We start from the raw sequence: 11829 nt of genomic DNA on the forward strand, positions 1-11829 counted from the left end.
ATGAAAACTAGAGACCTATTGCCCTTGGTTGATGAAGTTGATCCATTCAAACATTATGGACGGGTCAAACGTGTCGTGGGGTTAATGATAGAATCTCAAGGCCCTGAAAGCTCTGTAGGTGATGTTTGTTATATCCATACAGGCAAACAAAAAAAGAAAAATCGAATCTTAGCCGAAGTGGTCGGTTTCCGTGATGAAATGGTTATTTTAATGCCATTTACAGCAGTTAGTGATATTGCTCCAGGCTGTATCGTGGAAGGAAGCGGACGGAGTCTTGAGATAAAGGTGGGAAGTGGGCTTATTGGCAAAGTAGTCGATCCATTGGGACATCCCATTGATGACTCACTTCTTCCAAAAGGTCTGGCGACAATTTCTGTGGATCAAGATCCGCCGAATCCGATGAAACGACCTCCCATTAATGAACCGATAGATGTAGGAGTCCGGGTAATTGATAGTTTATTAACAGTTGGAAAAGGACAACGTGTTGGTATCTTTGCAGGAAGCGGCGTCGGGAAAAGCACGTTGCTTGGTATGGTAGCAAGGAATACGACGGCTGACTTAAACGTAATCGGTCTTATTGGAGAACGTGGCCGTGAAGTTCGTGAATTCATTGAGAAAGATCTTGGACCGGAAGGACTGGCACGATCAATCGTTGTAGTGGCGACATCTGATCAGCCAGCGTTGATGAGGATAAAGGGTGCTTTGACGGCAACTGCCATCGCGGAATATTTTCGTGATAAGGGATTGAATGTGATGCTGATGATGGATTCGGTCACGAGGGTTGCGATGGCCCAGAGGGAAATTGGACTTGCCATCGGGGAACCGCCGACGACAAAAGGGTATACCCCCTCCGTTTTCGCCATCCTGCCAAGGTTACTCGAAAGAACGGGTACAAATCAGCTCGGTACCATTACAGCTTTTTATACGGTACTCGTCGACGGTGATGATATGAATGAACCGATTGCTGATGCTGTCAGGGGAATTTTGGATGGTCACTTCATACTGGACCGAAACTTAGCCAATAAAGGACAGTTTCCAGCGCTCAATGTATTAAAGAGCATTAGTCGTGTAATGAATAATATAGTTGGTGACAAGCATAAAAACGCCGCGGAAAAATTACGGGCAAGTTTATCAATCTATATGGAGTCGGAAGATTTGATTAATATAGGAGCTTATAAGAAGGGTTCTTCCAGACAAATTGATAACTCGATTACACGCTATCCGGAAATCATTTCATTTTTAAAGCAAGGAACCCATGAAAAAGCTACCAAAGATAATAGTATCAATACCCTTGTCGAATTGATGGAGAAAGGTGATTAATAATGATTTATCAATATAAATTCGAGAAGATCCTGACCATCAAAGAAAAAGAAAAAAACGATGCACTAGCTAAATATAATGCTGCTTTAAAAAAATTTGAAGAAGTGGCAGAAAAGTTATATAAGCTTTTAAAGAAAAAAGAAGAGTTGCTTGAGTTTCAACAGGAAAAGCTGCGAAATGGATTATCCATACAGGAAATTCGTCATCATCAGTTATTTATGGACAACTTGGAAAAACTCTTAAACCACTGTCAACAGGAAGTCATTGAAGCGCGATACAAGATGAATATTCAACGGGATATATTAATGGAAAGAAATATCGAGGTTAAAAAGTACGAGAAAATGAAAGAAAATGATTTTCTTAAATTCCTCGATGTCATTAAGGAAGCTGAGAACAAACAAATGGATGAAATATCAATCCGGCAATTCTTAAGCAAAGGCGTAAGGTGATGGAATGCGTAAAAAAAGTGAATCTAATGGATTGGAAGAATTGGAAGAAAGCAAGATAAGTAAGTTTCAATGGTTTCTTGTCATCTTCATTCCATTAATCTTTGCGGTAACTGTAGCGTTGATCGTTTTTACAGTTGCAGGGGTGAATGTAATGGAAAAGGCAAAGGATATGTCTGCGAAAATACCCTTCATTGAATCGGATCAAAAGGATGAAGAGAAAGATAAACCAGCCAAGAGTGATGAGAAAGTTTCCATGAAGATCGATAAATTAGAAACCGAGATTGAAAACAAGGAAAAAGAGATAGACAAGCTTGAGAGCATCATCGATACACGCGACAAGGCCATTGAAAAGGCAGAAGCAGAAAAACAGCAGCTTCAAACAGAAATGAATCAACTTAAAGATAGTCAGAATAATAGTAAACAAGCGTTCAAGGATATAATTCGTACTTATGAAACCATGGCTCCCAAGAAGGCTGCACCTATCATTACCGAAATGAATGATGAAGATGCATTGGAGATTCTCTCAAGTATGAAAGCAGCCACTTTAGCTAAGGTTTTGGAGCAAATGACAACGGCTGATGCTGCAAGGTTAACGAAGAAACTAACGGAACAAAGTCCTTAAGTGGAAAGAGTTAGGAGGTGAATATATGAATTCTGCCATTAATTCTTTACTTCCCTTGGCATCATTAAGTCTAAAGGTACCAATTAAGCCAAATCAGCAAACTAATTCAAGGTTTGGATCAGTCCTTCAATCAGCGATAGTGGCAGAACCTCCCATTCCATCGGATATAGGCGGCAACCCTGAAGGACGAATGTCTAAAATAAACGATTTGCTTGGTTTTTTGAAGCTTGAAAGGTTAAGTGATAAAGGGGAAGAGAGTCCAGCCGTTGACCCTTCAGTAAACAAACAAGACAGCAACCTTATTTTACAGGCCCTAAAAAATATAGTTGGAAATGATGAGGGTGCGCTTGATGATTTCTTTGCGAGCATCGAGGAACTGGATTTAGAACAAGAAGGTGATGACTTCAGCCTGAATCCACAAAGTTTGTTATCAGCCAATGTGATGGAACTGTATACCACCCTGAAAAAAATTACTTTATTGAGCGAAGAAGAATGGCATGACCTACCATTATCTGGTGTGGTGAATCTCTTGAAATTGGTGAAAGTTCAAGATCTTCTCTCGGAGAATAAGCACATGACACAAGATGAAGCGGCCATGCAGAAACAAATGAAACACCTGCTTGAAGGAATAACGGGGAAGCTGGAGAAATGGCTGTCCATTCAACCAAAATCAAAAACAGAACCTGACCAATCCAACACTTTGGAGACAGGGCAAACTAAAGCAATAGAAACATTTAAAAGCGCATTCCCTCATTCATCTGGGAGTGACAAGGTAAATAAAGACGGAGCAGTCGCTAGCAGTGTGACTTTGCAAAGCCTGGATAGCGGTAAACATCAAGGGTCTGGTATGCCTTTTTTCATGACAAAGCTGGAGCAATTCGTCTTGGCAGCTCCCAAAGTTGAGCAAACTGCCAGCCAAGGAGAGTTCGTTAAGCAATTTGAAAATATTCTAAGTAAGGCAAACTTTAGCGTAAATAACGGTGTAAATAAACTGTTGATCAGATTGAATCCTGAACATTTAGGGTCCCTAAGAATCGAGCTGATTCAAAAGGATGGTATGCTTTCAGCCAAGATTCTGGCTACTACTGCACAGGCCAAAGATATGCTGGAGAATCAGATTCATGGTTTAAAACAAGCATTTAGCGGACAAAACATTCAAATTGAAAGAATTGAAATATCACAGACCTTCAATGCTTTTAACTCTGAGAAATTCAGCCAGAAAGATGCGGATGAACATAATGAACAACAGGAGAGTAAGGAAGAAAGCAATGATGAGACGGAAAGCGAATTTACGGGATCCCTTGCCGATGCTTTGTTAAATCTGGAAGTGTAGGTGAAAAAATGACGACCATCGATACGTCACTATTATTATCAAAATCTCAAACTGAAAACAGAAAAACCGGGGATGCATTGGGAAAAGATGATTTCTTGAAATTGCTGCTTACCCAGCTTCAAAACCAAGATCCGTCAAGCCCGATGGACAATACGGAATTCATCGCCCAAATGGCCACTTTTTCTTCTCTGGAACAGATGATGAATATGGGAGCCCAAATGGAAGAAATAATCGGGATCAATCAACAAAATAGTTTAATGAACTATAACTCTTTTGTCGGAAAGGAAGTCACTTGGCATAAACTGGATGAAGGCGATGATGACCTTACGATAGAAGAAGGAACAGGCATGGTTAAATCGATCCAATATAAGGGTGATGGCGTTTATTTTCTTTTAGAAGATGGCACAAAGCTTGAACCCGCAAATATCTCGGCAATGAAACAAACAAGTTCCACGTCGAATAGCTTGACGGCGGCAAGTGAATTAATAGGCAAGCGCGTTTCCTGGATGGATGAAAAAAATGGAGAGACATCAGCTGTAGTAATCTCGGTATCCATGAGTAATGGCAAACTGCAAATTGAAGTGGATGATGAAAACAAAACCAAGTTATCATCAGAGCAATTGATAAAAATCGCTGAAGCTTAAGGGGCGGGAATATGAATAAACTTGGTTTTCAAGCAAATTCCTCTCAGCTGATGGCACAAAGAAAATTGCCGTTAAGGCAAAGGCGGATGATCCAGCAAGGCTTCCAACAGCATTTTCAAGCTGCTGTCTGCACAAAATCAAAAATTGACCATCAGTAAACATGCTCAATTTCGGATGAGTCAAAGGAGAAATAGCGTCATAAACCTGGGACAAATAGCTCTTAAAGCCAATGAGGCCAAAAAAATGGGTGTAAACGAATCTCTTATCATTACAAAGAATGCGGCACTGATAGTAAGCCCGAAAAACAATATGGTCATCACAGTCATGAACAGGGAAGAAGCAACATCACAAAACCTTCACGAACATCAACGGAACCATAATTTTAGATAAATAGGCTGGACCTGAAAGAGGAAGCCTGGACTGTGGAATGACGGAAGCAGTCTATATATGAAAGGGGAGCTTTACCATGCTTCGTTCAATGTATTCGGGAATAAGCGGATTAAAAAACTTACAAACAAAATTGGATGTTATCGGTAATAACGTCGCCAATGTCAATACATATGGTTTCAAAAAAAGCCGTGTGACATTCAGTGATGCAATGAACCAAACGGTATCTGGTGCAAGTGCAGCAACAGCCAATAAAGGAGGAACCAATTCTAAACAAATTGGATTGGGCTCCACGATTGCTACAATTGATACGATCCATACACAGTCAAGCCTGCAAACCACCGGCCGCGATCTTGATTTAGGAATATCCGGTGATGGCTATTTCGTCGTCAAGCAAGGGGATTCTCTTTCATATACACGCGCAGGAAACTTTTATCTGGATGATAATGGTACCCTTGTCAACGCGAATGGTTTGAAAGTGCAGGCTTACAAGGTTGATGAAAACGGGAAACGATCAAAAACGATTGGCGATGTTGCTGTTAACGTCAATGCGATTTTACCTGCCATTACCACCACTAAAATATCAGTAAGTGGAAATCTAGCTGCTGACGCAATTGATGGTACCGTATTTAGCCAGCAAATGAAAGTTGTGGATGACAAGGGTAAAGAACAAACGGCAACTATCTTTTTCCAAAAAAACGGTGATGATAAATGGGAGGTTTTTGATGAAGAACCTGCTCCTTTGGGGGATACATCAGCTACTAAACCAAAACCGTTCACTACGATAAATTTCGACGCTAATGGTCAGATAGTGGCAGCTGATAAAACCCAGGCAGGTCAAACCATAAACATTTCAAGCGGCAAAGAGGATGACTCGGATACTGCAGTCGATGAAAGCGTACAAAAAGTTAATTTGGATTTTGATTTCTCGAATCTTATTCAAGTTAAAGGTTCCACCACTGCTCTTGTAAATCCGAATGGTAATAAAGAAGGTAAACTGGAAAGTTTTAATATTGGTTCATCAGGTGAAATAAATGGCGTTTATTCCAACGGTCTGATCACTACCTTAGGCCAACTTGCCGTCGCCAAGTTTTCCAATGCATCTGGCTTGACGAAAACCGGTGGCAATACTTTTCAGGAATCAATAAATTCAGGTACTGCAAATATCAATATCGCAGGTGAGGGGCGCGGTGTGATTGCATCAGGTTCTTTGGAAATGTCCAATGTGGATTTATCCGAAGAGTTTACTGAAATGATCGTTGCTCAACGTGGTTTCCAGTCAAATTCGAGGATCATCACGACGTCGGATGAAATTCTACAGGAATTGGTTAACTTAAAACGATAGGTTAAGGGAGGGAGGAGCCAGGTGTTTTTGCCCTAGCTCCTAAATATCATTATCAAAGTCACAAGGCTAAATGGAAAATGCTTTTATATCAATGCATTGTACATAGACACAGTCGAGTCATTGCCAGATACGACCATTACCTTTTCAAATGGTAAGAAAATCGTTGTGCTAGAGAAGGAAGAGGAACTGGTTGAAGGTATTATACAATTTTATCGTACTGTTAATATTCTCGGTTTTCGTAAGGATGTGGAGGAAAGTTCATGAAAAAAAATCTATTGACCATTATGTTGATTATACTCGTGGCTATAACGCTTGTTGGTGTCATAGCGGTCGTAGTTGTGACAAAGTTATCTGAGACCACATCTGCCGAAGATAAACCTAGCATTGACGAAATTATCAAATCATCAGTTGAGATTCCTGAAATTACTACGAATCTTGCCGGCAATGATTATATCAAAATCTCATTTACGGTCCAAACAGAAAATAAAAAAGCAAAAGAAGAGTTGGAAAAAAGAAATTTTCAAGTGAAAAATATCATCATTACCGAACTATCAGAAATGAAAGCGGAAGAGTTAACCGGTAAAAAAGGCAAGGAAAAGCTTCAAGAAGCGTTAAAGATTAGAATGAATGAATTAATGGAAGAAGGAAAAGTTGAAAAGGTTTATATAACCTCCTCGATTCTGCAATAAGAACATCCTTGCTTCATTAAATTAAGAAGGAGAAGCTTTGGAGGTGAGTGTTAATGTCCGGGGAAATATTATCGCAAAATGAAATCGATGCTTTGTTATCGGCCATTTCCACAGGTGAAATGGATGCAGATGATTTAAAAAAAGAAGAAGTAGAAAAAAGAGTGAAAGTATACGACTTTAAAAGGGCGCTTCGGTTTTCTAAGGATCAAATCCGGAGTTTGACCAGGATACACGAGAACTTTGCAAGGCTGCTGACCACATACTTTTCTGCTCAGCTTAGAACATATGTCCAAATATCCGTTGCTTCGGCAGATCAAATACCTTACGAAGAGTTTATCCGATCGATTCCTAAAATGACCATCATGAATGTTTTTGAGGTGCCGCCCTTGGATGGCCGGATCATTCTTGAGGTCAACCCGAATATCGCTTATTCCATGATGGATCGCGTTTTGGGCGGGCGGGGCATAAGCGAGAATAAGGTGGATAGTTTAACGGAAATAGAAACGAAGATCATGTCGAATTTATTCGAGAAAGCTTTTGAAAATTTACAGGAGGCTTGGGGAACGATTGTTGAAATCGAGCCGGTGATGACAGAGTTCGAGGTGAATCCACAATTTTTACAACTGGTTTCACCCAACGATACTGTTGTGGTCATTTCCTTGAATACACAAATCGGCGAAACGAGTGGAATGATTAATGTTTGCATTCCTCACGTCGTATTGGAACCGATCATACCAAAGTTATCCGCTCATTATTGGATGGAAAATTCCCAAAAGGAAAAAATCCCGGAGGAAATCATGATTTTGGAAAAGCGTATCCGAAACGCAGATCTTCCCATTATTTCCGAACTTGGTTCCACGGACATCACCATCGAGGACTTTTTGCTGCTTGATGTTGGCGATGTCATCGATTTAAATAAGGCAATCGATGAACCTTTGACGATTACCATTGGAGGGATTCCAAAATACAGCGGGCAGCCAGGAAAAGTAGGAAAAAAACATGCTATCCAGATTCTTGATATTTTGAAAGGGGGAGACGAGGATGGTAAGTGATGGAATGCTTTCGCAAGACGAGATAGATGCCCTTTTAAAAGGTACAAGTGATATAGAAGATGAGGTGTTCCCTCTCTCGATTGACGATTATTTATCGATGATGGAACTCGACGCCCTCGGTGAAATCGGTAATATCTCCTTCGGAAGTTCGGCCACTGCCCTATCCACTTTGTTGAATCAGAAAGTGGATATCACCACTCCGACGGTTACATTGATTGAAAGGGGACAGATCGCGGAAGAATTCCCGCATCCGTATGTAGCGATACAAGTGCAATATACAGAAGGTTTTTCAGGTATAAATATGCTGGTCATCAAGCAGAGCGATGCTGCTATCATTGCGGATTTGATGCTTGGGGGAGATGGGGAGAATCCTTCAGACCTGCTTGGGGAAATTCAATTGAGTGCTGTTCAGGAAGCCATGAACCAAATGATGGGTTCTGCTGCGACTTCCATGTCGACCATTTTCAGTAAAAAAGTGGATATTTCTCCACCTAGCATAGATTTACTTAACTTTTTAAATGGTGAAGGTGAAAATGCGATACCGGACGAGGATTTATTTGCAAAAATCTCATTCCGTCTCCGTGTCGGCAGCTTAATTGATTCCAGTATCATGCAATTGCTGCCGTTAGAGTTTGCTAAAGGGTTAGTTTCCGAATTATTAAATGGAACGGGCGAAAGCGATCCTGCCGAGATGAAAACGCCAAAAGTACTAAGTGAACCAGTAACAAACATTCCAACTCAGGAGCGGGCACCATTACAGGACAGCCGGTCTGATCGATCGGCAAAAGAAACTTATGGACAAGGCGATCACCAAACCCAACCTATGAACCAAATACCGAATGTACCACAACATTTTGGTGTTTCATCCGTACCAACAGGACAGCCGGTAAATGTTCAGCCTGCCAGTTTCACCAGTTTTCAGCCTTATCAGCTTCAGGAGTCTGAAACGAAAAATCTCAGCATGCTGATGGATATCCCTTTGCAGGTAACTGTGGAGCTTGGAAGAACGAAACGCTCCGTCAAGGATATTTTGGAGCTGTCCTCCGGATCGATCATCGAATTGGATAAATTAGCGGGAGAGCCAGTGGATATCCTGGTAAACAGCCGCTTGATAGCAAAAGGCGAGGTAGTGGTTATTGATGAAAACTTTGGAGTGCGTGTTACGGATATCATGAGTCAGAGTGACCGATTAAATAAAATAAGATAATTTGGGGGACGAAAATTATGGCTAATAGAATTTTAATTGTTGACGATGCAGCATTTATGAGAATGATGATTAAGGATATCCTTTCAAAAAATGGCTTTGAAATAGTCGGGGAAGCAGCAGATGGCGCCCAAGCGGTGGAAAAATATAAAGAAACTCATCCGGATCTTGTAACGATGGATATTACCATGCCTGAAATGGATGGAATTACAGCATTAAAGGAAATTAAAAAGGTAAATCCTCATGCTAAGGTCATCATGTGTTCAGCGATGGGACAGCAAGCAATGGTCATTGATGCAATCCAGGCGGGTGCAAAGGACTTTATCGTGAAGCCATTCCAGGCAGACCGTGTTTTGGAAGCCATAAATAAAGCATTAAGTTAAGAGGGTGTTTTCATATTGTTTTTAATTAAAAAATGGCTTCAGGTCTCACTGATGATAGCAGTATTCTTCTCTGGGGCGATACAGGCCCATGCGGAAGATCTTGAAAAAACAGTGAAGGATGTTTATGAACAGCCAGATGATTTAAAGGTGGATAAAGGTGAATCAAAAGGCTCGAAATCTACCAAACAGACAACGAATCCTGACAAAGTGGGGATAACCGTTTGGGAGTTTCTGAGGATGATATTTGCTACTATTTTTGTAGTGGCCCTTCTATATATCCTATTAAAGTTCATCAATAAAAAAAGTAAATCGTATCAAAAGGCAAATTCAGTGGAGAATTTAGGCGGTACGGGCCTTGGCGCAAATCGTTCTGTCCAGCTTGTTAAAGTCGGCGGGAGAATATTGGTGATCGGGGTCGGTGAAAATATTCAGCTCTTGAAAGAAATAGATGATCCAGAGGAATATGAACAGCTTTTGAAAGATCACAACGATAAGATCGATCAAATGATCCAGCCAGGGGAACTTGCAATGAAGTTAAAAAATAATTGGTTGAAGAAAAGCGGATCCGAAACCGCCAGTTTCTCTGCAGAGTTCAAAAATCAACTTGATCAATTGTCTGCTAGCAGGAAAAAGCTGTTAAAGGAGCTTGATAGGAAAGGAAGAGACAATGAATGAATGAGTTCATGGAGTTTTTTAATAACAGTGATCCCACTAATGTCTCTACTTCCGTCAAACTTGTTCTACTGATGACTGTCTTATCGCTGGCTCCAAGCATATTGATCCTGATGACCTGTTTTACTAGAATCATCATTGTCCTGAGCTTTGTGAGAACATCGCTAGCTACACAGCAGATGCCGCCGAATCAGGTGTTGATCGGCCTGGCACTTTTCATGACATTTTTCATAATGGCACCGACTTTTCAGGAAGTGAATGAAAAGGCATTAACCCCGTTGTTTAATGAAGAGATAGATTTAGAAGAAGCATATGTACAGGCCTCGATACCATTTAAGGATTTCATGAGTGCCCATACAAGACAGAAGGACCTTGAGCTATTCTTGGAATATGCCAAGGTGGATAAGCCTGAAACGATACAGGACATTCCCTTGACGGCCTTTGTACCTGCTTTTGCAATCAGTGAAATCAAAACAGCTTTTCAAATAGGTTTCATGATTTTCATTCCCTTTTTGGTTATTGATATGGTCATTGCAAGTGTCCTGATGTCGATGGGGATGATGATGTTGCCGCCAGTCATGATTTCCCTGCCATTTAAAATCCTCCTTTTCATTCTTGTAGACGGATGGTATTTAGTGGTGAAGTCTTTATTACAGAGTTTTTAAGCAGGTGAGAAAAAATGAGTGCAGATTTTGTTATTGATATAGCAGAAAAAGGAATTTATATGGTATTGATTATCGCTGGCCCATTGATGGTAATCGCTCTTATTGTAGGACTATTAGTAAGCATCTTTCAGGCAACTACACAGATTCAGGAACAAACCTTGGCATTTGTTCCGAAAATCGTCGCAGTCTTATTGGGACTCATTTTATTGGCTCCATGGATGTTGAGCCACCTATTATCATATGCAAATGAAATATTCGGTAATCTGAATCGATTTGTAGGGTAGGGCATGGAGGAATTATTTCCGCACTTTCCCGCCTTTTTATTAATTGTGGTACGGGTCACTACGTTTTTCGTGGCCATGCCGATTTTTTCGTACCGTTCTATACCGGTACAACATCGGGTCGGGCTTGGAATCTTCCTTGCCTGGATCATGTACTACACCATTGATGCTCCGGTTCTGGAATTGGATGTCACATTTTATTTATTGATCATGAAGGAAGCGCTTGTTGGCCTTTTCATTGGGTTTGCAGCGTATATGATTTTATCGGCCGTTCAAATAGCTGGCGGATTGATTGATTTTCAAATGGGTTTTTCAATAGCGAATGTCATCGATCCCCAAACGGGGGCACAAAGCCCGTTGATGGGACAATATCTTTATACAATCGCTCTATTATTCCTATTGAGTACTAATGGCCATCATTTGCTTTTGGATGGGATTTTTTATAGTTATCAGTTCATCCCGATTGACCAATTATTTGTACCATTCGGAGATCATGCGCTGATAGAATACTTGGTCAAAGCTTTCAGCAAAGCTTTCATGATTGCTTTTCAAATGTCCATACCTGTGGTGGGAAGTATTTTCTTAGTGGATGTCACGTTAGGGATACTTGCCAGGACAGTTCCTCAATTAAATGTATTCGTTGTTGGGATTCCAGTGAAAATCATTGCCGGCTTAGCGGTTATCATACTGGTAATGGGGATGATGATGACGGTTGTCACCCAACTCTTCAATTTCTTGCTTTTGACGATGCGTCACCTAATGCAGTTGATTGGAGGCACTTGA

17 protein-coding genes are annotated in these 11829 nt (G+C 40.8%); all 17 read left to right on the forward strand.

Annotated elements, in window-relative coordinates:
* The 17 genes from fliI (at position 1) to fliR (ending at position 11829) form a co-directional block, all read left to right on the forward strand.
* Positions 1–1320: a flagellar protein export ATPase FliI gene (gene fliI, locus ACWF5P_RS19015; protein WP_452445174.1), complete on the forward strand. Its 1320-nt coding sequence runs from the start codon at positions 1–3 to the stop codon at positions 1318–1320.
* Between the two features lie 2 nt (positions 1321–1322).
* On the forward strand, positions 1323–1769 hold the full coding sequence (gene fliJ, locus ACWF5P_RS19020) for a flagellar export protein FliJ (protein ID WP_230177503.1): 447 nt from the start codon (positions 1323–1325) through the stop codon (positions 1767–1769).
* A gap of 4 nt (positions 1770–1773) precedes the next feature.
* On the forward strand, positions 1774–2391 hold the full coding sequence (locus ACWF5P_RS19025; protein WP_434169068.1) for a magnesium transporter MgtE N-terminal domain-containing protein: 618 nt from the start codon (positions 1774–1776) through the stop codon (positions 2389–2391).
* Positions 2392–2416: 25 nt separating this feature from the next.
* A complete protein-coding gene (locus ACWF5P_RS19030; RefSeq protein ID WP_434169069.1) occupies positions 2417–3724 on the forward strand; it encodes a flagellar hook-length control protein FliK in 1308 nt (435 codons plus the stop codon).
* 8 nt (positions 3725–3732) lie between these two features.
* The gene (flgD, locus tag ACWF5P_RS19035; RefSeq protein ID WP_434169070.1) at positions 3733–4368 is read left to right on the forward strand and encodes a flagellar hook assembly protein FlgD; all 636 of its coding nucleotides are present in this window, start codon (positions 3733–3735) and stop codon (positions 4366–4368) included.
* A gap of 11 nt (positions 4369–4379) precedes the next feature.
* Positions 4380–4526, forward strand: coding sequence for a hypothetical protein (locus ACWF5P_RS19040; protein ID WP_434169071.1), 147 nt, complete (start codon positions 4380–4382; stop codon positions 4524–4526).
* Between the two features lie 85 nt (positions 4527–4611).
* On the forward strand, positions 4612–4758 hold the full coding sequence (locus tag ACWF5P_RS19045) for a hypothetical protein (protein ID WP_434169072.1): 147 nt from the start codon (positions 4612–4614) through the stop codon (positions 4756–4758).
* Positions 4759–4834: 76 nt separating this feature from the next.
* The gene (locus tag ACWF5P_RS19050; protein ID WP_434169073.1) at positions 4835–6100 is read left to right on the forward strand and encodes a flagellar hook-basal body complex protein; all 1266 of its coding nucleotides are present in this window, start codon (positions 4835–4837) and stop codon (positions 6098–6100) included.
* A 48-nt stretch (positions 6101–6148) separates the two neighbouring features.
* Positions 6149–6364 carry a flagellar FlbD family protein gene (locus ACWF5P_RS19055; RefSeq protein WP_434169638.1) on the forward strand — a complete coding sequence of 72 codons (216 nt, stop codon included), beginning with the start codon at positions 6149–6151 and terminating at the stop codon, positions 6362–6364.
* Positions 6361–6789 carry a flagellar basal body-associated protein FliL gene (gene fliL, locus ACWF5P_RS19060; protein WP_434169074.1) on the forward strand — a complete coding sequence of 143 codons (429 nt, stop codon included), beginning with the start codon at positions 6361–6363 and terminating at the stop codon, positions 6787–6789. The genes ACWF5P_RS19055 and fliL overlap by 4 nt, the downstream gene beginning before the upstream one ends.
* A 53-nt stretch (positions 6790–6842) precedes the next feature.
* Positions 6843–7841: a flagellar motor switch protein FliM gene (fliM, locus tag ACWF5P_RS19065; RefSeq protein WP_260357085.1), complete on the forward strand. Its 999-nt coding sequence runs from the start codon at positions 6843–6845 to the stop codon at positions 7839–7841.
* Complete coding sequence (fliY, locus tag ACWF5P_RS19070; protein ID WP_434169075.1) at positions 7831–9048, forward strand: flagellar motor switch phosphatase FliY; 1218 nt, start codon at positions 7831–7833, stop codon at positions 9046–9048. Before fliM ends, fliY begins: the two co-directional genes overlap by 11 nt.
* A 17-nt stretch (positions 9049–9065) precedes the next feature.
* Positions 9066–9428: a response regulator gene (locus ACWF5P_RS19075; RefSeq protein ID WP_452445175.1), complete on the forward strand. Its 363-nt coding sequence runs from the start codon at positions 9066–9068 to the stop codon at positions 9426–9428.
* A gap of 15 nt (positions 9429–9443) precedes the next feature.
* On the forward strand, positions 9444–10103 hold the full coding sequence (locus tag ACWF5P_RS19080) for a flagellar biosynthetic protein FliO (protein WP_434169076.1): 660 nt from the start codon (positions 9444–9446) through the stop codon (positions 10101–10103).
* Positions 10100–10765, forward strand: coding sequence for a flagellar type III secretion system pore protein FliP (fliP, locus tag ACWF5P_RS19085; RefSeq protein ID WP_434169077.1), 666 nt, complete (start codon positions 10100–10102; stop codon positions 10763–10765). The genes ACWF5P_RS19080 and fliP overlap by 4 nt, the downstream gene beginning before the upstream one ends.
* A 14-nt stretch (positions 10766–10779) precedes the next feature.
* Complete coding sequence (gene fliQ, locus ACWF5P_RS19090; protein ID WP_101224658.1) at positions 10780–11049, forward strand: flagellar biosynthesis protein FliQ; 270 nt, start codon at positions 10780–10782, stop codon at positions 11047–11049.
* 3 nt (positions 11050–11052) lie between these two features.
* Positions 11053–11829: a flagellar biosynthetic protein FliR gene (gene fliR / locus ACWF5P_RS19095; protein ID WP_434169078.1), complete on the forward strand. Its 777-nt coding sequence runs from the start codon at positions 11053–11055 to the stop codon at positions 11827–11829.

The organism is Peribacillus sp. NPDC055009 (assembly GCF_053608705.1).

What these genes read in the sequence shown, in the direction of transcription:
- fliI (WP_452445174.1), top strand. Translation starts at nt 1, where the DNA reads ATGAAAACTAGAGACCTATTGCCCTTGGTTGATGAAGTTGATCCATTC.
- fliJ (WP_230177503.1), top strand. Translation starts at nt 1,323, where the DNA reads ATGATTTATCAATATAAATTCGAGAAGATCCTGACCATCAAAGAAAAA.
- ACWF5P_RS19025 (WP_434169068.1), top strand. Translation starts at nt 1,774, where the DNA reads ATGCGTAAAAAAAGTGAATCTAATGGATTGGAAGAATTGGAAGAAAGC.
- ACWF5P_RS19030 (WP_434169069.1), top strand. Translation starts at nt 2,417, where the DNA reads ATGAATTCTGCCATTAATTCTTTACTTCCCTTGGCATCATTAAGTCTA.
- flgD (WP_434169070.1), top strand. Translation starts at nt 3,733, where the DNA reads ATGACGACCATCGATACGTCACTATTATTATCAAAATCTCAAACTGAA.
- ACWF5P_RS19040 (WP_434169071.1), top strand. Translation starts at nt 4,380, where the DNA reads ATGAATAAACTTGGTTTTCAAGCAAATTCCTCTCAGCTGATGGCACAA.
- ACWF5P_RS19045 (WP_434169072.1), top strand. Translation starts at nt 4,612, where the DNA reads ATGGGTGTAAACGAATCTCTTATCATTACAAAGAATGCGGCACTGATA.
- ACWF5P_RS19050 (WP_434169073.1), top strand. Translation starts at nt 4,835, where the DNA reads ATGCTTCGTTCAATGTATTCGGGAATAAGCGGATTAAAAAACTTACAA.
- fliL (WP_434169074.1), top strand. Translation starts at nt 6,361, where the DNA reads ATGAAAAAAAATCTATTGACCATTATGTTGATTATACTCGTGGCTATA.
- fliM (WP_260357085.1), top strand. Translation starts at nt 6,843, where the DNA reads ATGTCCGGGGAAATATTATCGCAAAATGAAATCGATGCTTTGTTATCG.
- fliY (WP_434169075.1), top strand. Translation starts at nt 7,831, where the DNA reads ATGGTAAGTGATGGAATGCTTTCGCAAGACGAGATAGATGCCCTTTTA.
- ACWF5P_RS19075 (WP_452445175.1), top strand. Translation starts at nt 9,066, where the DNA reads ATGGCTAATAGAATTTTAATTGTTGACGATGCAGCATTTATGAGAATG.
- fliP (WP_434169077.1), top strand. Translation starts at nt 10,100, where the DNA reads ATGAATGAGTTCATGGAGTTTTTTAATAACAGTGATCCCACTAATGTC.
- fliQ (WP_101224658.1), top strand. Translation starts at nt 10,780, where the DNA reads ATGAGTGCAGATTTTGTTATTGATATAGCAGAAAAAGGAATTTATATG.
- fliR (WP_434169078.1), top strand. Translation starts at nt 11,053, where the DNA reads ATGGAGGAATTATTTCCGCACTTTCCCGCCTTTTTATTAATTGTGGTA.